The organism is Streptomyces finlayi (assembly GCF_014216315.1).
Lineage (GTDB): Bacteria > Actinomycetota > Actinomycetes > Streptomycetales > Streptomycetaceae > Streptomyces > Streptomyces finlayi_A.
Map to the genome: position 1 here is coordinate 4,750,278 of NZ_CP045702.1, position 23,604 is coordinate 4,773,881.

A 23,604-nucleotide genomic window follows, 5' to 3' on the forward strand; every position below is an offset into this window, starting at 1 on the left:
GATGAGCGCGGCGGGAGTCGCGCTGATGCTCGGCGGGGCGGGGATTCTGCTGGCCGCGAGTCCAGCCCAGGCCGCCGACGTCTCGTACGCGACGGAGTGCATTCCGCCCCCGATTTCCGGACTGCCACCCGTCCAGGGCACCACGAAGGTGCGGCTGACCGCTCCGGCGGAGGCCAAGGTCGGGGACGAGGTCGAGGTCGTCTGGAAGACGGTCGAGGCCGCCTCCAGGAACCCCGATGTGCTGGACCTGGACAAGGACACGGTGAAGCCGACGGGCAGGGTGAAGCTGGGCGGGGCGGCGAGCGGCGAACTGAGGCTCGAAGGTCCGCGGCAGAACCCGCCGATTCCCAAGAGCAGCCCCATGGTGCTGCCCGACATGAAGGGCACGCTGAAGCTGGAGAAGGCGGGCGAGCTCACGCTGACGCCCGGGGCGTACGACATCAACGTGTCCAAGCCGATCTCCACGGACACCAAGTGCGCTCCCAAGGAGGCGGTCCAGCCGGGCGTCACCATCAAGGTGACGGAGGGCGGCACCACATCCGGCGGCACCACATCCGGCGGCACCACATCCGGCGGTACGACATCCGGCGGCACCACCGCAGGAGGCACGACAGCGGGCGGCACCACCTCCGGCGGCGGTGATGCCGGCGGTACGGCATCGGGCGGTACGACATCCGGCGGGTCCGGCGGCTCCGGCGGCTCCGGCGGCTCCGGCGGGGGCCCCGGTGGCGGCACCGACTTCGAGGGCAAGGAGATCGCCGTCGCGTACACGTGCAAGACCCCCATCGGGGACAAGAACGCCACCTCCCCCGTGAAGATCAACGCCAGGAAGAGCGGCGGCGGCTACGCCCTCACGGTGAAGTTCGGCAAGTCCGTGATGGACAGCCCCATCGACATTCCCGCCGACTCGGTGAAGCCCTCCATGGAGGTCGGGCTGGGCGGCGCGGACAAGGGCACCGTGCATGTCGAGGGCCCCACGAACAAGGCCCCCATCAAGGGCGGCGCCCCGATCGAGATCCCCGACCTGACCGGCACGTACAAGCCGGGAGCGAGTGGGAAGTCCACGCTCAGCCCCGGTGTCCTCACGGTCGCGGCGCTCGGTACGACGACGACCTGCACCCCGCCGGCCGGGGTGGCGGTCTCGCTGGAGCTCGACACCGCGGCTCAGCCGGGCGGTGCGTCCGGCGGCGGATCGTCGGCGGGCGGCGCCGCGGCAGGCGGTACGGACTCCGGCGGCGGCCTCGCGGACACCGGGGCCGAGGAGGACGGCGCACTGCGGGCGCTGGGTCTGGTCGCCGGTACGGCGATCCTGCTCGGCGGCGCGGTGTTCACCTTCACCCCGTGGCGCAGGCTGCGCGCAATGCGCTGAGGCCGGAGGGCCGGGGGCGTCGGCCGGAAAGAGGAAGCTCTTCCGGCCGACGCCCCCGAGGCCTGCCCGAAGCACCCGGCCCACCTTGCCCATTCAAGATCGACAACGATAGGTTTCCCTATGCCTCTTCGCAGGAGCGAAGAGATGTCGCGGAGGTGCGGAGCAATGGCGGTCTTGACCAACCGCCCGTGCCGCACGAGTTGAGAATAGGAACAACATGAACGTGACCTGGGGGAAGAGGGCTGTGACGGGTGCGCTCGCGGCTCTGCTGATGACGTCCGGACTGGCGCTGGCCACCGCCGTACCGGCCGAGGCGGCCGGAGCGAAGTACACCTGCAAGGCAAAGGCCAGCCTTTCGCTGGGGCGTCCGGTGTCGACCTCCGCCTGTAAGAAGTCCGCCAAGGGGAAGACCGTCAAGAAGCACCGTGCCGTGCTCGTCTGCGACGTCGTGCGCGGGCGCGGCGCCGAGCACACCATTGCGTGGACGGTGAAGGGCGACTGGAAGAAGCCCACCCAGAAGTCCTCGGTGAAGTGCGGATTCAGCAGCTTCCTGCGAAGCGTCAAGGTGGAGACCAAGTAGCGGTAGCTCCCTGACGGACGACGGTCCACGAAATACGGAACGGGTCCGCACGAACCTCTCGTGCGGACCCGTTCCCTGCGTTGGTGCGCTTACTTGACGTTGCCCATGAGTGCGCGGATCTTCCTGCCCGCCACCATGAACGCGAGGCCTGCGGCGACCGCCACGATCGCCTGCAACGTGTAGTAGGCGGCGTCGCCCAGGGGCGCGTTGAGCTTCGTGGTCCAGCCGTTCAAGGCGTTGCCCGTCGACGTGGCCAGGAACCACAGGCCCATGATCTGGCCCACGAACATCTTGGGAGCCAGCTTCGTGGACAGCGACAGGCCGACGGGGGAGAGGCACATCTCCCCCATGGTCTGCGCCAGGTAGACGGCGAGCAGCCAGAAGACGGTGACCTTGCCGGTCTCGCTGTTGGCCGCGGCGGCGCCCGCCAGGCCCATGATGCCGAAGGAGCCACCGATGAGGAGCATCGCCAGCGCGAACTTCATCGGGGTGCCGGGCTCACTGTTGCGCGTGGCCAGCTTCACCCAGAGCGTGGCGAAGATCGGAGCCAGGATGATGACCATCGCGGGGTTGACCGACTGCAGCCAGGAAGCCGGGAACTCCCAGCCGCCGATGAAGCGGTCCGTCTTGTTGTCGGCGAAGATCGTCAGTAGCGAGCCGGACTGGTCGTAGATCATCCAGAAGAGCACGGCCGTGACGAAGAACCATACGTACGCCTTGATCTTCGGCCGGTCCTCGGCGGTCAGCGCCGGGTCGCGGAAGATCGAGGCGAAGTAGATGATCGGCACGACGACGCCCAGCACGGCCAGGACGTTGACGATGTGCTCGATGTCGTAGGTGCCCAGCGCGAGGTCGAGCAGCAGCGCGGCGACCGCGAGGCCGGACCACAGGCCCACCTTGCGGAGCATCCCCTTCCGCTCCTCGGGGGAGGCCGGTTTCGCGGGCACCTTGCCGATGTCGCCGAGGTGCTTGGAGCCCAGGACGTACTGGATGACCGCGAGGCTCATCCCGACACCGGCCACACCGAAGCCGAGGTGCCAGTTGACGTGCTCACCGAGGTAGCCGACGATCAGCGGCGCCGCGAGGCCACCGATGTTGATCGCCATGTAGAAGAGGGTGAAACCGGCGTCGCGACGCGCGCTGGACTGGCCCTCGTAGAACTCGCCCACCATCGCCGAGATGTTCGGCTTCAGCAGCCCCGTACCGACCGCGATCATCGCGAGGCCGAGGAAGAACGCGAGGTCGCTCGGCACCGCGAGGGTGAAGTGGCCGAGCGCGATGACGATGCCGCCGACCAGAACGGCCTTGCGGGCACCCCAGAGGCGGTCGGCGACCCAGCCGCCAGGCATCGCGGCCATGTAGACGACGGCGTTGTACACGCCGTAGATGGAGGCGGCGAGCGCCTCCCGGCCCTCAAGGGGGCCGTCGAGCACGGCGGCCACCAGGTACAGGGTGAGGATGGCCCGCATTCCGTACCAGGAGAAGCGTTCCCACATCTCCGTCATGAAGAGGGTGGCCATACCGCGGGGGTGGCCGAAGAAGGTCTTGTCGCCGGGACTGGCCGAGTCCTTCGTCAGACTGGACGCCATGGTCGATCCTTGCTGGTCGGGACGCGTCGCCTCGTGAGCGGTACGCGCCCGGTGGGGGGTGGCCGGCACCGGCGCGGCCGTGCCCCGCCCTCTCCACTCGAAGGGGACCGGCTCAGGTCATCGCTCTCCGTGCGGAGTCGATGCCGGAGCCGGAAGGCCGACCGAATCGGGATCCACACCCGCCGCGCGTGAGCGCGCCGGGCCCGGCCCACAGGTCATGCGCCCTCAGGGCCGGCGGGTACCGGCCCGCACAGAAAAGTGACCCTTGGCGCTCATGGCGGCCCAAAGGTCCTTCGGCAGTGCATCAGGCGTCGGAACACCATACGACACGACAGTGCGGCATATGAAAGGACTTGAGACATGGATCACAGGTGATATCGGCGCCATGCTCCCCTATTCGAAGGCGCGAGCTGGATTCGCATCCCAGGTACAGAGGTCCTCGCCAGCGCCTCACTTCCCGCGCCCCGTGCGGACTACCATCACTGCATGACCCGTGTACTGCTCGCCGAGGACGACGCGTCCATCTCGGAGCCACTGGCCCGCGCACTGCGTCGGGAGGGCTACGAGGTCGAAGTCCGGCAGGACGGTCCGACCGCACTGGACGCCGGACTCCAGGGAGGCATCGATCTCGTCGTGCTCGACCTGGGGCTTCCCGGCATGGACGGCCTCGAAGTCGCACGCCGGCTGCGCGGCGAGGGGCTCGCCGTACCGATCCTGGTGCTCACCGCGCGCGCCGACGAGGTCGACACCGTGGTGGGACTCGACGCGGGAGCCGACGACTACGTCACCAAACCCTTCCGTCTCGCCGAACTGCTGGCCCGGGTCCGCGCCCTGCTGCGCCGCGGCGCCACCGAGCCCGCCGTGCCGACCGCCACCCACGGTGTCCGGATCGACGTCGAGTCGCACCGGGCCTGGATGGGCGAGGAGGAACTCCAGCTCACCGCCAAGGAATTCGACCTCCTGCGCGTCCTCGTCCGGGACGCCGGCCGGGTCGTCACCCGCGACCAGCTGATGCGCGAGGTCTGGGACACGACCTGGTGGTCCTCCACCAAGACGCTCGACATGCACATCTCCTGGCTCCGCAAGAAGCTCGGCGACGACGCCGCCAATCCCCGCTACATCGCGACCGTGCGGGGCGTCGGCTTCCGGTTCGAGAAGAGCTGACGTACAGAGACAGTCATGCGCCGTCGACTGATCAACTCCACGCTCGCCGTGGTGCTCGTGGTGATCGCCGTCTTCGGCGTCTCCCTCGTCCTGGTGGAGAGCCGCACCATCAGCACCAGCGCCCAGGAGAGCGTCGACTCCGAGGCCCTGCGGCTGATCAGCGTCGTCGACAGCCGGCTCCTCGGCGAGGAGCGGATCACCCCCGGCGTCCTGGCCGAGCAGGTCGACTCCAGCCGCTACGCACGGGTCGAGATCCCGGACCGGGCGCCCATCGAGGTCGGCGAGCGCCCCAGCGGCAGTGTCATCCGCAGTACGGCGACGGGGGAGCAGGGCGAGAAGGTCACCGTCGAGGAGTCCGGTTCGGCCGTCACCCGCGAGCTCGGACGCACCCTCCTGATCATCGGCGCGGTGGCACTCCTCGCGATCGTCTCCGCGGTGCTCCTCGCCGTACGCCAGGCCAACCGGCTCGCCTCACCGCTGACCGACCTCGCCGAGACGGCTGAACGCCTCGGCTCCGGCGACCCGCGCCCCCGCCACAAGCGCTACGGCGTTCCGGAGCTGGACCGCGTCGCCGACGTCCTGGACTCCTCCGCCGAGCGCATCGCCCGGATGCTGACGGCCGAACGCCGCCTCGCCGCCGACGCCTCGCACCAGCTCCGTACCCCGCTGACCGCGCTCTCCATGCGGATCGAGGAGATCTCGGTGACGGAGGACCTGGAGACGGTGAAGGAGGAGGCCCACATCGCCCTGACGCAGGTCGAGCGGCTCACCGACGTGGTGGAGCGGCTCCTGACGAACTCACGCGACCCGCGTACCGGCTCCGCCGTCGTCTTCGACCTCGACGAGGTCGTCAAGCAGCAGATCGAGGAGTGGCGCCCCGCCTACCGCAGCGCGGGCCGCGCCGTCGTCTGCTCGGGCAAGCACGGACTGCGGGCCGTCGGGACGCCCGGCGCGGTGGCGCAGGTGCTCGCCGCGCTGATCGAGAACTCGCTGATGCACGGAGGCGGCACCGTGGCGCTGCGCACCCGCGTCACGGGCAACCAGGTGGTCATCGAGGTGACGGACGAGGGCCCGGGTGTGCCCGCCGACCTCGGTGCGCGGATCTTCGAGCGCACCATCAGCGGCCGCAACTCCACCGGGATCGGCCTCGCCGTCGCCCGGGACCTCGCGGAGGCGGACGGCGGGCGGCTGGAGCTGCTCCAGCAGCAGCCCCCGGTGTTCGCCCTCTTCCTCAGCAGGGTGGCCAGGAAACGCAAGGAGCCGGACCGCCCGGTGCGCTGACTTACCGGTACCGCGCTCCCGACCCGCCCGTGCCGCGCTCTCAGTTGTGTACGGGACCGGACTCCACCCGGTCGTGTACGGGACCGGTTCCCACCCGGTCGGGCACGGGACCGGACTCCGCCCGGTCGGGCACGGGACCGGACTCCGCCCGCGAAACCTGCTCGACCAGCGGTACCGGTGCACCCTCCGTGGCCACGACCGCCTCCGCTACGTCCTCTTTGGCAGGCAGCGCCCTGAAGACCCAGGTCCGGTACGACCAGAACCGGAACAGGGTCGCGATCCCGATACCGACGATCTTGAAGATATTGTTCTGGAGCGGGGTGTCCCAGCCGAACCAGTACGTCGCGGCGTAGAGCACGCCGACCTCGATCACCGCACCCACGGCGCTGAACGCCAGGAAGAGCATCAGCTCCCGCGTCCGGCGTCTCTTGTCGCGGTCCCGGTAGGTCCAGTAACGGAAACCCACGTAGTTGAAGAGGATGGCCACGCAGGTCGCCATCAGGCCCGCCCGGACCACGGGAATCTCCGTCGTGCGCCAGATCAGGTTGGAGACGGCGATGTTGACCAGCACCCCGACGGCACCGACCGCGCCGAACTTGGCGACCTCCCGGCCCAGCTGATCGATGCGGGCCCGCAATGCGCCACGTTCGTCCATGGTGATCGCTCAGCCCCGTCCGTTCGGTTTCGTCAACTCAGCCATGCTAACCAGCCCTCCCGTGTGATGCCGGTGAGAGCGGCTGAGGGCGGCGACGCCGTGACATGCGTCCGCCGTCGGATGCTGTCGGACCGCTGCCCCCGTCCGCTGCCGGTCCACCGTCCGGGAAGCCCCGGCGCGCCGGATACTCTGGAGGGGTGACGTTCCCGGTAGTCGGCATGGTCGGCGGCGGTCAGCTCGCCCGCATGACCCATGAGGCGGGTATCCCCCTCGGCCTGAAATTCAAGCTCCTCAGTGACACCCCCCAGGACTCGGCCGCTCAGGTGGTGAGCGAAGTCGTCATCGGCGACTATCGCGACCTGGACACGCTGCGAGCCTTCGCACGCGGATGTGACGTGATCACCTTCGATCACGAGCACGTCCCGACGGAGCACCTGCGCGCCCTGGAGGCGGACGGCATCCCCGTCCGCCCCGGCCCCGACGCCCTGGTGCACGCCCAGGACAAGGGGGTGATGCGGGCCAAGCTCACCGAGATCGGTGCGCCCTGCCCCCGCCACCGCCTGGTGAAGGACCCGGCCGACGTCGCGGCCTTCGCGGCCGAGGCCGGCGGCTTCCCCGTGATCCTCAAGACGGTCCGCGGCGGCTACGACGGCAAGGGCGTGTGGGTCGTGCGCTCCGAGCAGGACGCCGCCGAACCGTTCCAGGCCGGCGTTCCCGTCCTCGCCGAGGAGAAGGTCGACTTCGTACGGGAGCTGGCGGCCGGCATCGTCCGCTCGCCGCACGGCCAGGCCGTCGCCTACCCGGTCGTCGAGTCGATCCAGGTCGACGGCGTCTGCGACACCGTCATCGCGCCGGCCCCCGGGCTGGACGAGAGGCTGGCGGGCGAGGCCCAGCAGCTCGCCCTGCGCATCGCCGCCGAGCTCGGAGTCGTCGGCCACCTCGCCGTCGAGCTCTTCGAGACCCGCGACGCGGACGGGACTCCCCGCATTCTCGTCAACGAACTGGCGATGCGCCCGCACAACTCCGGGCACTGGACCCAGGACGGTGCGATCACCTCGCAGTTCGCCAACCACGTCCGGGCGGTCCTGGACCTCCCGCTCGGCGACCCGCGCCCGCGCGCCACGTGGACGGTCATGTGCAACGTCCTCGGCGGGGACTACCCGGACATGTACCAGGCGTACCTGCACTGCATGGCCCGCGACCCGCAGCTCAAGATCCACATGTACGGCAAGGACGTGAAGCCCGGCCGCAAGGTCGGACACGTCAACACCTACGGCGACGACCTGGCGGACGTGCGGGAGCGCGCCCGGCACGCGGCCGACTACCTGCGAGGAACAATCACCGAATGACCTCCCCCGGTACCGCCCCCGTCATCGGCATCGTCATGGGCTCGGACTCCGACTGGCCCGTCATGGAAGCAGCCGCGAAGGCCCTCGACGAGTTCGAGATCCCCTACGAGGTGGACGTCCTCTCCGCCCACCGCATGCCGCGCGAGATGATCGCGTACGGCGACGCGGCCGCCGACCGCGGTCTCAAGGCGATCATCGCGGGCGCGGGCGGCGCGGCCCACCTGCCCGGCATGCTCGCCTCCGTGACCCCGCTGCCCGTCATCGGGGTTCCCGTCCCGCTGAAGTACCTCGACGGCATGGACAGCCTGCTCTCCATCGTGCAGATGCCCGCCGGAATCCCGGTCGCCACCGTCTCGGTCGGCGGAGCGCGCAACGCGGGCCTCCTCGCCGCCCGCCTCCTCGCCGCCCACGACAGCGAGCTGCGGACCCGGATGAAGGACTTCCTCCAGGAACTGAACGACCAGGCCACCGAGAAGGGGAAACGGCTCCGGGCCAAGGTCGAGGGCTCCGACTCCTTCGGCTTCGGGAAGTAGGGGACCGTGGACCATCTGGACCGGGCCCGGGAACTCCTCGCCGTCCACCCCGTCGTCGACGGCCACAACGACCTGCCGTGGGCCCTGCGCGAACAGGTCGGCTACGACCTGGACGCCCGGGACATCGCCACCGACCAGACCGGCTCCCTGCACACCGACATCCCCCGGCTGCGCGCCGGCGGCGTCGGAGCGCAGTTCTGGTCGGTCTACGTCCGCAGCGACCTCGCCGGTGACGCCGCCGTCAGCGCCACCCTGGAACAGATCGACGTCGTCACCGAGCTGCTGGCCCGCTACCCCGCGGACCTGCGGCGCGCACTGACCGCCGACGACATGGAGATCGCCCGCGCCGAGGGCCGTATCGCCTCCCTGATGGGCGCCGAGGGCGGCCACTCCATCAACAACTCGCTGGGCACCCTGCGCGCCCTGCACACGCTCGGCGTGCGCTACATGACGCTGACGCACAACGACAACATCGACTGGGCGGACTCGGCGACCGATGTCCCGCGCGTCGGTGGCCTGTCGGCGTTCGGCCGCGAGGTCGTACGCGAGATGAACCGCATCGGCATGCTGGTCGACCTCTCCCACGTGGCCGCCACGACCATGCGCCAGGCGCTCGCCACCTCCACCGCGCCGGTGATCTTCTCGCACTCCTCGGCCCGGGCGATCTGCGACCACCCGCGCAACATCCCCGACGACGTGCTGGCCCAGCTGCCCGCCAACGGTGGTGTGGCCATGGCGACCTTCGTACCGAAGTTCGTCCTCCCGGCCGCCGTCGCCTGGACGCTGGCAGCCGACCGCAACATGCGCGAGCACGGTCTGCACCACCTGGACACCACCTCGGCGGCGATGCGCGTCCACGCCGACTTCGAGGCGGCCTACCCGCGCCCCGAGGCCACCGTCGCCACGATCGCCGACCACCTCGACCACATGCGCGAGGTCGCCGGGATCAACCACATCGGCATCGGTGGCGACTTCGACGGCACGGCCTTCCTCCCGGAGGGCCTGCGGGACGTCGCCGGCTACCCGAACCTGATCGCGGAGCTCCTCGGCCGCGGCTGGTCCGACGCCGACCTCGCCAAGCTGACCTGGCGCAACGCCGTACGGGTGCTGCGCGACGCGGAAGCCGTCGCCCGCGACCTGAGCGCGCGTTACGGCCCCTCCCACGTCACGATCGGTGAGGTGGACGGGCACGCGATGTGAGACGCCCTCGTCACGGGCCCGGGCGCACCCGGGCCCGTGACCGAGCACGATCGAGCGCAGCCCGCACCCGGCCCCCGGCACCGCCGGGCCACGCGACTACGCCTTCGGCCGTCCCATGGCCCGGTACGTCCAGCCCGCCTCACGCCACACCGCGGGATCAAGCGCGTTGCGCCCGTCCAGAATGATCCGCCGGGCCGCCACCTCGCCCAGTTCCGCCGGGTCCAGCTCACGGAACGCCCGCCACTCCGTCAGGTGCAGCACCACGTCCGCGCCGCGCACGGCGTCGAGCACCGAGTCCGCGTACGCGAGCGTCGGGAACAGCCGACGGGCGTTGTCCATGCCCTTGGGGTCGAACACCGTGACCTGGCCGCCCTGGAGGTGGATCTGCCCGGCCACGTTGAGCGCCGGTGAATCCCGTACGTCGTCCGAGTCCGGCTTGAACGTCGCTCCGAGCACCGCCACCCGCTGCCCCAGGAACGAACCGCCGCCCACGGCCTCCCGCGCCAGCTCGACCATGTGCCCGCGGCGCCGCATGTTGATCGAGTCGACCTCGCGCAGGAACGTCAGCGCCTGGTCCGCGCCCAGCTCACCCGCGCGGGCCATGAACGCCCGGATGTCCTTGGGAAGGCAGCCGCCACCGAACCCGATGCCCGCCCGCAGGAACTTCTTCCCGATGCGGTCGTCGTGCCCGATCGCCTCGGCCAGCTTCACCACGTCACCGTCGGCCGCCTCGCAGACCTCGGCCATGGCGTTGATGAAGGAGATCTTGGTGGCGAGGAACGAGTTCGCGGACGTCTTGACCAGCTCGGCGGTCGGATAGTCCGTCACCACGAACGGCGACCCTTCCCCGACCGGCCCCGCGTACACCTCACGCAGCAGCTTCTCGGCCCGTTCGCTCCGCACCCCGACCACGATCCGGTCCGGGTGCAGCGTGTCCTGGACGGCGAAGCCCTCCCGCAGGAACTCCGGGTTCCACGCCAGCTCGGCATCCGCACCCACCGGAGCCAGTTCGGCGAGCCGTGCCGCGAGCCGCGCGGCGGAGCCCACCGGCACCGTGGACTTCCCGACGACGAGGGCCGACCGGGTCAGCTGCGGCGCGAGGGACTCGAAGGCACTGTCCACATAGCTCATGTCGCAGGCGTACTCGCCGTGCTTCTGCGGAGTGTTCACGCAGACGAAGTGGACGTCACCGAAGGCGCCCACTTCCTCCCAGGAGGTCGTGAACCGCAGCCGGCCGGTAGATCCCTCGATGCCCGCGACATGCTTGCGCAGGATCTCTTCGAGCCCCGGTTCGTACATCGGCACCTTGCCCGCCGAGAGCATCTCGATCTTCTCCGGCACGACGTCGAGCCCCAGGACGTCGAAGCCCAGCTCCGCCATGGCCGCGGCGTGGGTGGCGCCGAGGTAGCCGGTGCCGATGACAGTGATCTTGAGGGCCATCGAGTGCTCCAGGGAGATACGGACAGGCGTGCGGAGCCGAGCATAGTCGGGCCCTGGATCCCGGTATTTCCCCCACCCCGGCCCCCGGGCGGCCCCCACCCGCCCGCCACGCGCCCGGTCCCATCCCCTACATGCCCGCTACAGACCCTCTTTGTCCCACCCCTGTCGTCAAGCTCACGCGCCGTCCGCGTATGCCATTGCGCGCCCGGCCCACTAAAATTGGGTTACTTAACGGTAGTTAGCACATTTGGGGAGTGAGAGTCTTGGCGGGTTCGACCGATTTCGACCTGTACCGTCCGGCGGAGGAGCACGACATGCTCCGCGACACGGTCCGCTCGCTCGCCGAAGCGAAGATCGCCCCGTACGCGGCAGCGGTCGATGAGGAGGCCCGCTTCCCGCAGGAGGCCCTCGACGCCCTCGTCGCCGCCGACCTGCACGCGGTCCACGTGCCCGAGGCGTACGGCGGCGCCGGCGCCGACGCGCTCGCCACGGTCATCGTCATCGAGGAAGTGGCCCGCGCCTGCTGCTCCTCCTCCCTCATCCCGGCCGTGAACAAGCTGGGCTCGCTCCCGGTGATCCTCTCCGGCTCCGAGGACCTGAAGAAGAAGTACCTGGGCCCGCTCGCCAAGGGCGAGGCGCTGTTCTCGTACGCCCTCTCCGAGCCGGACGCCGGTTCGGACGCGGCGGGCATGAAGACCAGGGCCGTCCGCGACGGCGACTTCTGGGTCCTCAACGGTGTGAAGCGCTGGATCACCAACGCGGGCGTCTCCGAGTTCTACACGGTCATGGCCGTCACCGACCCGACGAAGCGCTCGAAGGGCATCTCGGCGTTCGTCGTCGAGAAGTCCGACGAGGGCGTCTCCTTCGGTGCCCCGGAGCGCAAGCTAGGCATCAAGGGCTCGGCGACCCGCGAGGTCTACCTCGACAACGTCCGTATCCCCGCCGACCGCATGATCGGCGAGGAGGGCACGGGCTTCGCCACGGCGATGAAGACCCTGGACCACACCCGCATCACGATCGCGGCCCAGGCGCTCGGCGTCGCACAGGGCGCCCTCGACTACGCCAAGGGCTACGTCCAGGAGCGCAAGCAGTTCGGCAAGCCGATCGCGGAGTTCCAGGGCGTGCAGTTCATGCTCGCGGACATGGCCATGAAGATCGAGGCCGCCCGCCAGCTTACGTACGCGGCCGCCGCCAAGTCGGAGCGCGGCGACAGCGACCTCACGTTCGCCGGCGCCGCGGCCAAGTGCTTCGCGTCGGACGTCGCCATGGAGGTCACGACGGACGCGGTCCAGCTGCTCGGAGGCTACGGCTACACGCGTGACTACCCGGTGGAGCGCATGATGCGCGACGCGAAGATCACGCAGATTTACGAAGGTACGAACCAGGTTCAGCGGATCGTCATGGCAAGGAACCTGCCGTAGCAGGGTTTTCGCAGGTCAGTCGCCTTTTCCGGTGATCCCGGAGAGGTGATCGGCTTCCGGTCCGTTCGGGCCCGTTCCGGACCCTTCCTGGGCGTCATGCTGGGGGAATCCTGGGCGGACTCTGGCCCCGGAACGGCTGCTGACCTGCATAAACGACAAGGCCCCCGGCGTGATGCCGGGGGCTTTTCGTATGGGCTGGGTCAGGCGACTTCGTCTCGCTCGGTGGGGTCGTCCGCGTCGGGGGTCAGCATGGTGGCGATGGCTGCGCGCCCTCGCTGCTCGGCACCCTCGAAGATGTAGTGATAGTGCTCGCGGAGCACGTCCGTGCTGCTGTGCCCCATCCAGTCGGCAACGTCGTTCTCAGGGACGCCCGCATAGAGCAGCCGGGACCCGTAGTAGTGCCGCATGGAGTGCGGCTTGCAGTAGGTCACCTCACCCTTCGTCAGGGCGACCAGCCAGATTTGCCGGTAGAAGTACGAGGCGTACAGGTACCCGGTGCGAGTGACGTTGGGGAACAGCAGGCGCTCTGATCCCCAGACGCCGTGGTTCTTGATGTGCCTGCGCAGCTCGAAGGCCACGTTCGGCGGAAGGGGCACCACTCGCCCCGGCTCCTCTTCGTCACGGGCCTTGATGTGCCGCCGCTGTAGCGCGCTGTTCTTTCCTGACTCGGATTCACCGTCCTCCGCTATCTGGAAATCGACGCGTAGGACCCCGGCCTGGAAGTCGATCTGATCGCGTGAGACCGCCATGGCCTCGCCGATCCGGAGACCGCATCCCGCCATGAGCCAGAGCATCGCCCGATATCGGGGCGGGACCCCGTTCAGCATGGCCAGCACTTCCCGAGTCGTCAGCCGCCGGGCGTTGCTCTTGTGCTCGCGTATTTCTTTGGCACGGCTGCCTGCGTGCCTGATCTTCTTGCACGGATTGCGCCCGATGATTTCGTTGACGACAGCCCAATCCATCATCCCGGAGAAGAACGAAAACCGCTGACGCCGAGTCCGGGCAGAGAGGTTTCTGTCCTGCTCCATCCACAGCAGCCATTGTTCGATGTCCGCGACCTTCAAGGACACGATGGAGCGGGCCTTGAAGAACGGTTCCAGGGTGGTGTTCTGGATCGATCTGTACTGCTTCTTGGTGCTGTTCTCCAGCCTCCTTTGCTGCGTCCACTGCTCCCAGACACTCGTCACCGGCTGCTTGCCCAACCTGTCATCCAGGTAGGTACCAGCGTCGAGTTCCTGTTCCTTGCGCTGGTCGTCGGCGCGCTTCTTAGTCTCAAAGGATTTTTGCCGCTGCTTCCCATCCGGGTCGTACCAAAAGGTCGTCCACTTCTTCGGGTCGTCTGTCGACCTTGCTACCCAAGCCCTTGCCACTGGCGAGCCCACCCCTTCAGCCATCGAGCCCGCTGACCGGGCCCTCACTAAGTCTGCGTCATGACCACCCAGGGTTGTCAACACAGGGTGGACCACCCTGTGTGGTGCTACAGTGGGAGGTGTGGAAGCAGATGAGAGCGGGTTTGAGATCAGTCAGCAGCAGGGAAGTTGGGTAGTACGGATGTGGTGGCCGACCGGCCCTGTGACAGGTGGCCCGCAGCGGATGACCGTGGAGCCTGCTGCGGACGCGCCCACTCGTGACGTTGCCCGAGGCATCTCTACGACCGTGCTGCGCAGGCTGGACATCGCGGCAGCGATGAACGTAGCCAAAGTGGCTCCAGAGGCTCAGCGCACGCTGGAGGACGTGGCTCGGAAGCTCGAAGAGGGCGGACGGGTCGCTGGTGAGATCTTGGCTAGTGAGGGAGTTTCTGAGCGGTACTTGGCGATGTTGGCCGCCACCTATACCGGCATGGCGGACAGTGGGGCTCCCGCTCCCGTCCCGTGGCTGGCCCGAGTGATCGGGCGCCGCCCTGAGACCGTCAAGGATCACTTGAAGAAGGCTCGCCGAGAGGGCTTCCTGAGCACGCTTGCTGGCAAGGCGGGAGGCGAGCTGACTGAGAAGACCAAGGACGTATTGGGCGCTGTGCTCAAGTCTGGGAGTTAATGACTCCATTCCATATTCAAGATTCACATGCCCCCGAGGCCACTCGGGGGTTTTTTATTTTCGGAGGACATATTGACCAAGCTCATGACTTTGAATGATGTGGCTGAGTTTCTGGCTAAACCCCGTAGTTGGGTGCACGAGAACTGGAAGCGGGAGGAGATCCCATTTCGGAGGGTCGGGCAGTCGCTCCGGTGCCGCCCTGTGGATCTGGACCACTGGCTGGACAGGCAGGTGACGCGGTGAGCTACCGATTTGCCAAGGTCTACCGACCGGAGCGCTCGAACCCTGCCATTGGGAGCGCCGCTCTCCATCTTGAAACCCGCATGTGGCTGCTTGCTCTGGACCGGATGCAAAGGGGCGGACATGCACCCTTGGGGTCCGGTGAACTGGAACTCATCCTGACCAATGAGAAGGGGCAGACGTGCAGCGCGGGTCGGTACCGCCAGACGCGCTGCAGCCTGATCAGGGCCGGGTTGCTGGCTCCGTCCGCTTCGGCTCGGTGCCTGCTGATTCCGGGCACGGTGGCGTCTATGGATGCACCCTCGAAGAAGAAGCGGGAGGAGTGCGCCACACACGGGCACAACATCCCATGGGACGCCCGCCAGGGAGATTGGATGTTCAGTACGCAGGGTGACGCTCAGCACTGGGAAGCGGAATGCGACAACATCGCCAGGGGCGGGAGTCCATTCCCCTCCAGCGCGTGGGCACATGGCGTACGGGTGGGCGGAGGAGGAGGCGTTAACGAAACGGTGGCCTCGGCCCCTTGATACCAAGGGCGAGTCCTACGCCCCTTCACTGACGTATGCGTGCAACCGCGGATTGGCGACCAGCTTATTTCCTGGGGGCAGCCATGGTCGATGTTCCTCTCATGAGAACCATCTGACCCTCTGTCATCATCTTCCGCATCTCGGGGGAACCTCACTGCTGGGAGCGGGTGTATGCGTTCTTCCGCCGGTGGCGGGAGCACGGGTTGATCGCCGAGCTCCACGACCGGCTGCGCGAGCAGGTCCGGACGCGGGCAGGCAGGAACCCGCAGCCGAGCGCGGGGATCGTGGACTCGCAGTCGGTGAAGGCCGCCGCCAACGTTCCGGCCGCCTCACGTGGTTACGACGGAAACAAGAAGATCAACGGGAGGCGTCGGCACATCGTGACCGACACCCTGGGGCTGCTGCTGAGCGTGCACGTCACGCCTGCCGACACCGGCGACCGCGACGCGTTCCAGGCCCTCCTGCCCGTCCTGAGCAAGAAGTTCGACCGGCTCCGCCTCATCTGGGCCGACGGCGGCTACACCGGCCCCGTCCTCGCCGGCGCGGCAAAGGCGCTGAACATCGTGCTGGAGGTCGTCAAGCGTACTGACGACACCAAGGGCTTCAGGATTCTTCCCCGCCGTTGGGTAGTGGAACGGTCTTTCGGCTGGCTGATGCGCTCGCGTCGTCTGGCCCGTGACTTCGAAACCACGGCCGTCAGTGCCGAAGCGATGGTCCTGTGGTCGATGACCATGGTCATGAGCCGTCGCCTCGCAGACCGTCCGCGAGCGTGAACCGCCCCGCCCGCACCTCGATGAGCCACCCACGGGCCACCATCTTCTTCGCCTTCGACCGCACCCCCTCCACCTTCGCCGGCACCAACTCCAGGCCCAGCCCAGCGGCGATCTCCCTGCAGATCATCGACCGGTCACCATCCGCCCCGTCGGCCTCCCGGCCGGCCAGGACACCGATGATGCGCTGATAGTCCGGCGTGAGCGCGGACACCGACAGTCCCTCCCGCCACTGCGGCACCACCGACCCCGCCACGACCGGCGGAGCCGACAGCACATCCTCCACTTCCACCCCGCCGCCCGCCACGGACTCCGGGCCCACGGCCAAGGCGTCATCGACTTCTTCCAGCGCGACGACCTTCCGCTCCCAGAACGCCTCGGCCTCCCGCAGCGCGGCCAGGACCCGCTCGGCCTCCTCACGCAGCAGCTCCACCCGCTGCCTCGCCGCACGTTCCCGCTCCTCCAGCAGCCCTTTCACCGACGGCATTCCCCGCACCTCCATGCTCGGACAACCATGACGCCCGAACCCTTCCGCACCCAGCCCACTTCATGCCTGACCAGCGGAAACGCAACCCTCAAGACCGTTTTAACAACAGCTTCTAAGGACCGCACAGGGGTCGTGAGTGACGACCTGTTGACGGTTGCCTCAGTCGCACGGCGCATCCCCATGGACAAGGCAGTGCGATGTACCGCCGTGATCATTCCGGCGGACGGGGGCGACATGCTCCCCCTGCTGCGCAAGACAGCCAAGGACCCCCATACGCAGACCAAGGACGGCGGCTGGTGGCGCCCTGTCGTCCCTCTCAACCGAACCAACTCCCAGGAAGTGACAGCCGCATGAACACCCCCGTTCTCTACGGCCCGATAGGCCGTTCCGTCCGCAAGATCTCCCCGTACCTGGAAACGGATGAACTGGGTGTGTACGTGTCCGCTTTGTCGATGTGGTCGGCAGCCATCGGCGGAACCGTCAAGGTCTCCTCCCGTGGCAACGGCCGTCCGGTGCTGCTGTGGAGTGCGTTGGTCGCCGGTACGGGACGCGGGAAGGGGTCGGCACTTCGGGCAGCACACCATGTTCTGGAGAAGTCCGTAAGCCGCTTCCTGGTGACCCACACCACATCCGGGATCACGTCCGGGGCGAGCCTGGTCAACCACTTGTGGGGCCAGCAGGAGGCCACAGCCGAGACGGAACAGGGGCGCGACGTGCGCACCCTCGTAGTGGAAGAGGAATGGTCGGAAGTGCTCCGCAGGGGCAAGCGTGACCCCTCGTTCACGACCAAACTCCGGGCGGCCTGGGACGGTGCCACGCTCCGCAACACCACCAAGGAAGAGGCTCAGGAAGTACGCGACCCCGCCATGGTCCTGCACTGCCACGTCACCCCCTCCGACTGGACCAAATACGTAGGGGAGTCGGAAGCGGCCGGAGGCTCGTACAACCGCATCCTCCCCTTCCTGTTGGGATCAGTTCCCATGCTCGACGACGACCGCGTGAGCCTGCCCGACATCGACAGCCGAGAACTGGCCGACGCCTACGGATGGGCCACTGCACGCACCCGCGTCATCACACTCTCCGACGGTGCCCGCCCCCTGTGGAAGGTCGTACGCCGATACGCCCGCATCCTGGGTGAGACCCTGCCCGACGGACAGGCAGTATTCATCGAACGGACCGCAGAACAGACACTCAGGGTCGCTGCCTGCCTGGCCGCGTCCGAGTGCTCCGAGTCCATCACGGGAGAGATCCTTTCGGCCGCTTTCAGCCTGGTCCGGCGCTCCGTCCAGGACACTGTTCGCATTACCAAGGGGGCCACGTCCCCGAAGGCGAACCGTCAGCCCCTCAGCCTCGCGGACAAGGTCCGGGCACGCATCGAGATGCACGGCGGTCGGGCCACGTCCTCACAGGTACTCCCGTACGTGGGAGCCACCGCCGGTGAGGTCAAGGTGCTTCCCGGCATCACGGTGACCGTGGAACGGTCGGGGAAGACCGGCCGACCCTCCACCGTCTTCACACTCGAAGACGGCAGTTCCGCTCACGCTGTGCCCCAGCCGGCCAGCGCGGACCGTAAGCAGAACCGATGCGACGTTTCCCGAAGCCCTCTGTCGCGGCCGGCTGACCCGGAGCGTGATGAGAAGCGCGCCACGGTCGTACAGATCGACACTTACAGAACAGCACCGAAGCAGTCACCGGAGCCGATGCCAGTGAAGCAGCCGGAACCGGCCAGAGGTTTCAACCCCTTCCACGCGCTCCTCTGATCACCCGAACAAAGCAAATGAACGCCCCTGCCATTCTCGGCAGGGGCGTTCATTCGTTGGTCAGTGTTGCCGTACGCGCGCGGTCAGCACGCCAGCGCGCGTACGAGCATCGTGCCCACGGTCCTGTCCTGCGGCGGATCGATAAGCGATGCTGACACCGCCGTGAATCCGTGGCTTGTGAGCAGACGCTCCCATGCGTCGAGGCTGTGATTGTGCCGCAACCCTGCCCCGCCTAGTTTCACGTCTTGGATTCCGGCGGGGAGGTGGGAGAACGCGAGAGTGCCGCCCGAAATCATGCGTGATCGAATCAGCGGTAGCAGGGTTCGCGGATCGACGAACCACACGGCACCAAAGATTGAGAGCACGACGTCAAACGTCTCGTCCGTCTCGGTCAGGAATGCCGTCACCTCTGCGGTGCGAAACTCAAGACCGGCCAGGCCAGCCCAACGCTCCTTCGCGACCGTTTCGCGGGCAGGTGCAACGTCCACTCCCAGGCCCGTCGCACCGAGCGTGACCAGGTGCGCCAGGTTGCTCCCGCTGCCTGAGCCGAGTTCCAGCACCCGACGTCCGGCGACGGGTCCTAGAACGCTCTCGTTCGGTCCGTGTTCGGCGTACTGAGTCCAGTTCAGCCACGTCGTCTCGCCCGTGGCGTTCACTGCCCTGCGCGGCTTGCTTCCGACCGCGTATTTGTCCCAGGACTCAGCCAATGACATGCGGTGATCCTTTCCAGCAGAAGGGGCCTACTCCCAACGTACGGGGTAGGCCCCAACTCAACGGCTATGCAGTTCTACTTGGGTGAGTCGTGGCACCCGGCGTGGCACTGGTTGCAGTCGGCTGCACTCTCCATGCCCCACAGGTCGGGGTCGATCTCGAACCCGGCCGCCTTGATGGCCTTGATCGTCTGCTCCAGGACCAGCGGGCCGCCGGTCCTGGAGTCGTGCCCGTCCCGCGTCGCCTCGTCGTCGCTGAGACATTGGACCCCGGCCCTCGTTCCCGGAAGCTCGGGAACGTGGTGGATGTACCGGCCGAAGTGCCGGTTGGTGAAGTGGTGATAGGGGATCGAGTCGAGCATGAACGAGTGCCACGCCTCGTCCACCTGCTCGGACGGACCCATGAGAAGGTCCGGGTTCTCGCCGCACGTGACCAGGTAGGCGATGGCCTGCCCGAACTTGGCCTCCGCGAGTTCGCGGGTGTTCTCCGGGTTCCGGAGGAGGAGGGTAACCTCCCGCTCCCACACGTCCGGCGTGACGTACGTCTTCGGGTCGCGGATCACTACTGCCGTACTCATGCTGGCCTACCTCCACGTAGTTGGATGTCCGACGTGCTCCGTTCATGCCGCCCGCCTCTGCACCTCGGGCACAGGCACGGGGGCATAACGCCAGTCGCGAGGGGCGCTCCGCCCTCACCCTCGTACAGGGTTCGCGACTCGGTCTGCGTACCGTCGGCTCTCACCTTGTAGGCGCTGATGCGGATGGACATGTCGACCATGCTCCGGATTAACCTCGACCATTGCGGCGACGTTCGAGACGACCCTCCGGCGTCATCTCGACGTCGTTCCGAGGGCGTCAAACCGGTGTCATTGGAGGTCCCGCGTCGCTAGCCTCGGACCATGACGACTACGGCCGAGCGCGAGCGAGTTCCCAACGACGTCCTGACCTCCGTACGCAAGTCGATGAATCTCAGCCAAGACGAGTTCGCCCAGGGATTACGTGGGGCGGGGGAAGAACTGGGCGAACCGAACGATGCCTCCAAGCGACTTGTGCAGCGTTGGGAGTCCGGGATGACCAGGACGTGCCGCCCGCTGTACGCGCGAGCGCTAAAACAGTTCACTGGCCGCGCCCCCGAGTCACTAGGCTTTGCGATCCCCATGACACGCGTCCACTCAGACGGCGCAGGAGGCCACGATATGGAAGCTGGGGAAGTCGGCACGACCAGTGCCGTCACAAGTCCGGAGCCGGAGACGCAGGGAGAGTACGCAGGTATCTGGCTGTCTCGGTACGAGTTCTACTCGTCCAGCCGTGACGAGACTTTCGACTGCAAGCACCATGTCGTCATCGTCCAGCACGGCAACAGGCTGACAGCCCAGAGCCTGCCCGGGGCGTCGACCAACCCGGACAGCCCCCTGTCTTTGGACCTGACCGTGGACCGGAACATCATCACAGGCACGTGGACGGAACAGACGGCGCTGGACGGCTACTACCACGGTGCCCGCTACCACGGTGCTGTTCAGCTACTGATCGAGCCGACGGGTCGCCGTATGGCAGGCAAGTGGGTGGGGTTCGGGAAAGACTTCGACGTGAACAGTGGGCCCTGGGAGCTGCGCCTACTCGACCGCTCCACCGGACGGGCCAGCGTCGAAAGGTACTCGGCTTCCCCAGAGTGAGCGCCAGGTTGGTTACGTTCCTCGTGCGTGAGAGCACCGCTTCTGGACTGATCCTGGGGGAATCCTGGGCGGCCCCTCACTTTCAGTGTGTTTTGGCAGGCCAGGTCGATGTATGCCGTAGAGCACGCAGATCTACGAAGGCACGAACCAGGTCCAGCGGATCGTGATGGCGCGCAACCTGCCGTAACCCGGCTGGGCGGCGCATCAGCGAGACGGCCCTCGGAGCGCGATCCGGGGGCCGTCTCGCGTGCTCGGACGTATCGCCGGACGCGAAGGGGAAGTCCGCACGGGCTGGTGCCGCGTGGCGGAGGAAGGCGCCCATGCGCGCTCCTTTCGGCCGCCCCGGGCCCCCCGGGTCCCCGCAAGGGCGGAGACGACGTCTCAGGCGCGACGGACCCGCCAGAGCCACGCCGCCGTGCCGGCCAGCAGGGCGAGCGTCGCCAGGTTGGCCAGGAGCGCCGTGGTGTCACTCGACGGGGCGGCGCCGGACGAGACCCAGATGCTGATGGCGACGGTCGGCAGGACGGCTGTGAGCAGCACGCCGGTCGTCTTGTGGACGGCGGTCCAGTGCACCGAGGTGCAGAGGAGCACCGCGCCGATGACGCGGAACAGGGTGCTGCAGAACTGTGCGGCGGCCACGTCGGGGAGGAGCGCCGCGACGAGGTACGGGAGCGTGAGCATCAGGAGGGGGACCAGGGGGTGCACCTTGCCGCGCCGGACGGGCGCGTCCGCACTGCCCCCGGCCGGGCTCCCGCCGGCCCCGACAGCCCCGGTCCCCGCCTCGGCCAGCGCCGTCGCCGCGATCGTGCGGGGGTCGCCCAGCGCCGCCAGGATCTCGCCGATCGCGGCATCGGGGCGTTCGGCGCGTGACACCTGGATGTGTTCGGTGAGGTCGGCGAGCAGTTCCTGGCGGCGGTCTGCGGGGAGTGCGGAGGCCTCGCGCTCGACGGCCGAGAGGTAATCGCGTACAGGGTCGGCAGAGGTCTTCATGCGAGGTCTCCGGTGGAGGGGGGCGGGGTGGTCAGGAAGGCGTCGACGGCATCGCGGAAGCCGGGCCAGACGCGGGTGAACTCGTCGAGTGCGGCCCGGCCGCTGTCGGTGAGCGCGTAGTAGCGACGGGGTGGTCCGGAGGCGGACTCCTGCCACGTGGTGGTGACCAGGTCGTCGCGGCGGAGCCGGGAGAGCAACGGGTAGACCGTGCCCTGGCTGGTGGCGAGGGCCCCGGAGTCCTGGAGGGCGTGGAGGAGTTCCACGCCGTAGCGGGGGCGGTCCCGCATCAGGGCGAGTACGCAGTACTCCAGGACGCCCTTGCGCAGCTGGGCGGCTGCCCGTGCCTGCTTGGTCGAATCACCTGGTTCCATGCGATGCAAGATACCTGGTGAGGCAAGTGGATGGGAAGGGAGGGTGCGCTACGCGGCCCTGGCGAGCTCGGACCGGCAGTCGCGGCAGTGTCCGGGTTCCGTGGAGCGGAAGGCGCGGTCGCAGCCTTCGCAGTTCTGGAGGGGGACGGTGCGGCGTACGGGGGTGTGGACCGGCGAGCCGGGGAGCGGGGGCGGCAGAAGGGCTGTCAGGCGGTGCCTCAGGAGCTTCGCCGGGTGCTTCAGCGGGTGGGGCAGGTCGGCTGTGAGTGTGCGGCGGACCGCGTCCGGGTGGGCATCGCGCTCCAGCCAGGTGGCGACGGCGGGAGCCAGCAGCTCGACGTCGCCTGTCGACAGCACCAGTTGGGGCGCGTCGCGGCGGAGTCCGGCAAGGAGCGCGGTGGCGGCGCTGTGCAGCTGCGGGGTGAGCGCACCCGGCCGGGGGAGCGGCGGGGGCGGTGGCTTCGGTGCGGTGGGAGCCGGTAGGAGGACGGGGGGCGGTGCGGGTGCGGGAGCCGGTACGGGAGCCGGTACGGGCACGGCGACGGCTACGGGTTCCGGCGCGGGTGGCGGTGGTGGTGGAGGAGGTGCTGAGGCCGTCGGCACCAGGTCGGCCACGGTCGCCCTCGCCATCCGTTCCACAGGCGCCGGTTCCTGGCCGGCCCCCGGCCGGTTGTAGGACACCGTGCGCGTCACGATCCGGCCGCTGGGCAGGCGGCTGCGCGTGCGTCGCAGATAGCCGTGCGACTCCAGCTCCCGCAGGGCGGACGCGATGCGGGTCTCGCTCTCCGGGAAGCGGGCCGCGAGGATCTTGATGCCGATCCTGGCCCCGCCGGGCAGCGACTGGATGTGCACGGACAGCCCGATGGCGACGAGTGACAGCTCGCCGTGCTGGGCGAGATGGTTGCCGACGATCGTGAACAGCCGGGTGTGCGGGACCACGACGTGGATCACGCCGGAAGGGCCGGGAACCTCGGCCAGGGCGCGCGAGAGCGCGTTAATCTGCTGGGTAGCCATCAGGAAGGTCTTGCTTCCTCGTTGGTCAGGCCCTCGGTCGGGATTGTGAGTCCCGGTCGGGGGCCGACATGTTTGCGGTGGTGAGCGTGAGCATATGCCCACCAACCCACCGAAAATCCAGCTCAGTTGGCAAACCTCACCCGTGTGGGTGACCGAGCCTCCGGGAGAGGCGGGGTGGGTTTGGTTGGGTCATTTCCCAAGTTCTTTAAGTCTTTGATGTCGCGGGTGGCCGGGTCGCGGTCCACCGGGTCGTGGATTCCCGCGACCCGGTGGAGACGGTCACGGTAGGAGGGCACTCGCCGTCCGAGTTGCGTCATGACATGACCGGGCGAAGAGTTGTTCTCGTAGCGCTTGTGAACCGTTGAGCAATGGATCTCCGGTCCTCCTCGGACCGTCTGACGGACCCGAGCCCACGAGGGCACCGCAGCACCCCTCCCAGCGCACCTG

Annotated in this window: 24 protein-coding genes; 14 read left to right on the forward strand and 10 right to left on the reverse strand. The window is 68.1% G+C overall.

The window, feature by feature from the left end; genetic code table 11:
- Position 1: 1 nt before the first annotated feature.
- Positions 2–1,369, forward strand: coding sequence for a hypothetical protein (locus tag F0344_RS21965; protein WP_185302822.1), 1,368 nt, complete (start codon positions 2–4; stop codon positions 1,367–1,369).
- Between the two features lie 217 nt (positions 1,370–1,586).
- Positions 1,587–1,949 carry a hypothetical protein gene (locus F0344_RS21970; RefSeq protein ID WP_185300434.1) on the forward strand — a complete coding sequence of 121 codons (363 nt, stop codon included), beginning with the start codon at positions 1,587–1,589 and terminating at the stop codon, positions 1,947–1,949.
- 89 nt (positions 1,950–2,038) lie between these two features.
- On the opposite strand, the gene F0344_RS21975 is transcribed toward F0344_RS21970, so the two are convergent.
- Positions 2,039–3,538 carry a peptide MFS transporter gene (locus tag F0344_RS21975; protein ID WP_185300435.1) on the reverse strand — a complete coding sequence of 500 codons (1,500 nt, stop codon included), beginning with the start codon at positions 3,536–3,538 and terminating at the stop codon, positions 2,039–2,041.
- Between the two features lie 486 nt (positions 3,539–4,024).
- On the opposite strand from F0344_RS21975, the gene F0344_RS21980 reads away from it, so the two are divergent.
- Both F0344_RS21980 and F0344_RS21985 read left to right on the forward strand, forming a co-directional pair.
- Positions 4,025–4,702, forward strand: coding sequence for a response regulator transcription factor (locus F0344_RS21980; RefSeq protein ID WP_185300436.1), 678 nt, complete (start codon positions 4,025–4,027; stop codon positions 4,700–4,702).
- A 15-nt stretch (positions 4,703–4,717) separates the two neighbouring features.
- Entirely contained in the window at positions 4,718–5,983 is a 1,266-nt protein-coding gene (locus F0344_RS21985; RefSeq protein ID WP_185300437.1) for a HAMP domain-containing histidine kinase, read from the forward strand.
- Positions 5,984–6,023: 40 nt separating this feature from the next.
- On the opposite strand, the gene F0344_RS21990 is transcribed toward F0344_RS21985, so the two are convergent.
- Entirely contained in the window at positions 6,024–6,638 is a 615-nt protein-coding gene (locus tag F0344_RS21990) for a GtrA family protein (protein WP_185300438.1), read from the reverse strand.
- Positions 6,639–6,856: 218 nt separating this feature from the next.
- Here F0344_RS21990 and F0344_RS21995 point away from each other — a divergent pair, with 218 nt between their 5' ends.
- Genes F0344_RS21995 through F0344_RS22005 form a run of 3 tightly spaced genes read left to right on the forward strand, consistent with a single transcriptional unit; the run spans position 6,857 to position 9,720 of the window.
- Positions 6,857–7,987 carry a 5-(carboxyamino)imidazole ribonucleotide synthase gene (locus F0344_RS21995; protein ID WP_374940163.1) on the forward strand — a complete coding sequence of 377 codons (1,131 nt, stop codon included), beginning with the start codon at positions 6,857–6,859 and terminating at the stop codon, positions 7,985–7,987.
- Entirely contained in the window at positions 7,984–8,520 is a 537-nt protein-coding gene (purE, locus tag F0344_RS22000; protein ID WP_185300440.1) for a 5-(carboxyamino)imidazole ribonucleotide mutase, read from the forward strand. The genes F0344_RS21995 and purE overlap by 4 nt, the downstream gene beginning before the upstream one ends.
- A 6-nt stretch (positions 8,521–8,526) precedes the next feature.
- Positions 8,527–9,720, forward strand: coding sequence for a dipeptidase (locus F0344_RS22005; RefSeq protein WP_185300441.1), 1,194 nt, complete (start codon positions 8,527–8,529; stop codon positions 9,718–9,720).
- A gap of 96 nt (positions 9,721–9,816) precedes the next feature.
- On the opposite strand, the gene F0344_RS22010 is transcribed toward F0344_RS22005, so the two are convergent.
- Positions 9,817–11,160: a UDP-glucose dehydrogenase family protein gene (locus F0344_RS22010; RefSeq protein WP_185300442.1), complete on the reverse strand. Its 1,344-nt coding sequence runs from the start codon at positions 11,158–11,160 to the stop codon at positions 9,817–9,819.
- Positions 11,161–11,423: 263 nt separating this feature from the next.
- Here F0344_RS22010 and F0344_RS22015 point away from each other — a divergent pair, with 263 nt between their 5' ends.
- Positions 11,424–12,581, forward strand: a complete 1,158-nt coding sequence (locus F0344_RS22015; protein ID WP_185300443.1) for an acyl-CoA dehydrogenase family protein — start codon at positions 11,424–11,426, stop codon at positions 12,579–12,581.
- A 200-nt stretch (positions 12,582–12,781) separates the two neighbouring features.
- On the opposite strand, the gene F0344_RS22020 is transcribed toward F0344_RS22015, so the two are convergent.
- Complete coding sequence (locus tag F0344_RS22020) at positions 12,782–13,951, reverse strand: tyrosine-type recombinase/integrase (protein ID WP_185302823.1); 1,170 nt, start codon at positions 13,949–13,951, stop codon at positions 12,782–12,784.
- 121 nt (positions 13,952–14,072) lie between these two features.
- Here F0344_RS22020 and F0344_RS22025 point away from each other — a divergent pair, with 121 nt between their 5' ends.
- The 3 genes from F0344_RS22025 to F0344_RS22035 all read left to right on the forward strand — a co-directional run bounded on the left by F0344_RS22025 (position 14,073) and on the right by F0344_RS22035 (position 16,155).
- Positions 14,073–14,615 carry a hypothetical protein gene (locus tag F0344_RS22025; protein WP_185300444.1) on the forward strand — a complete coding sequence of 181 codons (543 nt, stop codon included), beginning with the start codon at positions 14,073–14,075 and terminating at the stop codon, positions 14,613–14,615.
- Positions 14,616–14,699: 84 nt separating this feature from the next.
- Entirely contained in the window at positions 14,700–14,858 is a 159-nt protein-coding gene (locus F0344_RS22030) for a helix-turn-helix domain-containing protein (RefSeq protein WP_185300445.1), read from the forward strand.
- A 727-nt stretch (positions 14,859–15,585) separates the two neighbouring features.
- On the forward strand, positions 15,586–16,155 hold the full coding sequence (locus F0344_RS22035) for an IS5 family transposase (RefSeq protein ID WP_258050045.1): 570 nt from the start codon (positions 15,586–15,588) through the stop codon (positions 16,153–16,155).
- Here F0344_RS22035 and F0344_RS22040 read toward each other — a convergent pair.
- Positions 16,118–16,639: a hypothetical protein gene (locus F0344_RS22040; RefSeq protein WP_185300447.1), complete on the reverse strand. Its 522-nt coding sequence runs from the start codon at positions 16,637–16,639 to the stop codon at positions 16,118–16,120. The genes F0344_RS22035 and F0344_RS22040 overlap by 38 nt on opposite strands.
- Before the next feature lie 180 nt (positions 16,640–16,819).
- On the opposite strand from F0344_RS22040, the gene F0344_RS22045 reads away from it, so the two are divergent.
- Positions 16,820–16,993 (forward strand): hypothetical protein, encoded by a 174-nt coding sequence (locus tag F0344_RS22045; protein WP_185300448.1) that lies wholly within the window; start codon positions 16,820–16,822, stop codon positions 16,991–16,993.
- Positions 16,990–18,399 (forward strand): DUF3987 domain-containing protein, encoded by a 1,410-nt coding sequence (locus tag F0344_RS22050; RefSeq protein WP_185300449.1) that lies wholly within the window; start codon positions 16,990–16,992, stop codon positions 18,397–18,399. Before F0344_RS22045 ends, F0344_RS22050 begins: the two co-directional genes overlap by 4 nt.
- Before the next feature lie 83 nt (positions 18,400–18,482).
- Here the strand turns inward: F0344_RS22050 and F0344_RS22055 are convergent, their stop codons facing one another.
- On the reverse strand, positions 18,483–19,112 hold the full coding sequence (locus F0344_RS22055; protein WP_185300450.1) for a class I SAM-dependent methyltransferase: 630 nt from the start codon (positions 19,110–19,112) through the stop codon (positions 18,483–18,485).
- Positions 19,113–19,186: 74 nt separating this feature from the next.
- A complete protein-coding gene (locus F0344_RS22060; protein WP_258050046.1) occupies positions 19,187–19,687 on the reverse strand; it encodes a glycine-rich domain-containing protein in 501 nt (166 codons plus the stop codon).
- A 321-nt stretch (positions 19,688–20,008) separates the two neighbouring features.
- Here F0344_RS22060 and F0344_RS22065 point away from each other — a divergent pair, with 321 nt between their 5' ends.
- Positions 20,009–20,782, forward strand: a complete 774-nt coding sequence (locus F0344_RS22065; RefSeq protein WP_185300451.1) for a helix-turn-helix domain-containing protein — start codon at positions 20,009–20,011, stop codon at positions 20,780–20,782.
- A 381-nt stretch (positions 20,783–21,163) separates the two neighbouring features.
- On the opposite strand, the gene F0344_RS22070 is transcribed toward F0344_RS22065, so the two are convergent.
- From F0344_RS22070 to F0344_RS22080, 3 genes are read right to left on the reverse strand one after another with little or no spacing between them, the layout of a single operon-like run.
- The gene (locus F0344_RS22070) at positions 21,164–21,772 is read right to left on the reverse strand and encodes an HAAS signaling domain-containing protein (RefSeq protein ID WP_185300452.1); all 609 of its coding nucleotides are present in this window, start codon (positions 21,770–21,772) and stop codon (positions 21,164–21,166) included.
- A complete protein-coding gene (locus F0344_RS22075) occupies positions 21,769–22,143 on the reverse strand; it encodes a PadR family transcriptional regulator (protein WP_185300453.1) in 375 nt (124 codons plus the stop codon). The genes F0344_RS22070 and F0344_RS22075 overlap by 4 nt, the downstream gene beginning before the upstream one ends.
- Positions 22,144–22,191: 48 nt before the next feature.
- Positions 22,192–23,157 carry a hypothetical protein gene (locus F0344_RS22080; RefSeq protein ID WP_185300454.1) on the reverse strand — a complete coding sequence of 322 codons (966 nt, stop codon included), beginning with the start codon at positions 23,155–23,157 and terminating at the stop codon, positions 22,192–22,194.
- Positions 23,158–23,604 lie beyond the last annotated feature (447 nt).

Coding starts and splice junctions, on each gene's coding strand:
- F0344_RS21965 (WP_185302822.1), top strand. CDS start 2: ATGAGCGCGGCGGGAGTCGCGCTGATGCTCGGCGGGGCGGGGATTCTG.
- F0344_RS21970 (WP_185300434.1), top strand. CDS start 1,587: ATGAACGTGACCTGGGGGAAGAGGGCTGTGACGGGTGCGCTCGCGGCT.
- F0344_RS21975 (WP_185300435.1), bottom strand. CDS start 3,538: ATGGCGTCCAGTCTGACGAAGGACTCGGCCAGTCCCGGCGACAAGACC.
- F0344_RS21980 (WP_185300436.1), top strand. CDS start 4,025: ATGACCCGTGTACTGCTCGCCGAGGACGACGCGTCCATCTCGGAGCCA.
- F0344_RS21985 (WP_185300437.1), top strand. CDS start 4,718: ATGCGCCGTCGACTGATCAACTCCACGCTCGCCGTGGTGCTCGTGGTG.
- F0344_RS21990 (WP_185300438.1), bottom strand. CDS start 6,638: ATGGACGAACGTGGCGCATTGCGGGCCCGCATCGATCAGCTGGGCCGG.
- F0344_RS21995 (WP_374940163.1), top strand. CDS start 6,857: ATGGTCGGCGGCGGTCAGCTCGCCCGCATGACCCATGAGGCGGGTATC.
- purE (WP_185300440.1), top strand. CDS start 7,984: ATGACCTCCCCCGGTACCGCCCCCGTCATCGGCATCGTCATGGGCTCG.
- F0344_RS22010 (WP_185300442.1), bottom strand. CDS start 11,160: ATGGCCCTCAAGATCACTGTCATCGGCACCGGCTACCTCGGCGCCACC.
- F0344_RS22030 (WP_185300445.1), top strand. CDS start 14,700: ATGACTTTGAATGATGTGGCTGAGTTTCTGGCTAAACCCCGTAGTTGG.
- F0344_RS22040 (WP_185300447.1), bottom strand. CDS start 16,639: ATGCCGTCGGTGAAAGGGCTGCTGGAGGAGCGGGAACGTGCGGCGAGG.
- F0344_RS22045 (WP_185300448.1), top strand. CDS start 16,820: ATGGACAAGGCAGTGCGATGTACCGCCGTGATCATTCCGGCGGACGGG.
- F0344_RS22050 (WP_185300449.1), top strand. CDS start 16,990: ATGAACACCCCCGTTCTCTACGGCCCGATAGGCCGTTCCGTCCGCAAG.
- F0344_RS22055 (WP_185300450.1), bottom strand. CDS start 19,112: ATGTCATTGGCTGAGTCCTGGGACAAATACGCGGTCGGAAGCAAGCCG.
- F0344_RS22060 (WP_258050046.1), bottom strand. CDS start 19,687: ATGAGTACGGCAGTAGTGATCCGCGACCCGAAGACGTACGTCACGCCG.
- F0344_RS22065 (WP_185300451.1), top strand. CDS start 20,009: ATGACGACTACGGCCGAGCGCGAGCGAGTTCCCAACGACGTCCTGACC.
- F0344_RS22070 (WP_185300452.1), bottom strand. CDS start 21,772: ATGAAGACCTCTGCCGACCCTGTACGCGATTACCTCTCGGCCGTCGAG.
- F0344_RS22075 (WP_185300453.1), bottom strand. CDS start 22,143: ATGGAACCAGGTGATTCGACCAAGCAGGCACGGGCAGCCGCCCAGCTG.
- F0344_RS22080 (WP_185300454.1), bottom strand. CDS start 23,157: ATGGCTACCCAGCAGATTAACGCGCTCTCGCGCGCCCTGGCCGAGGTT.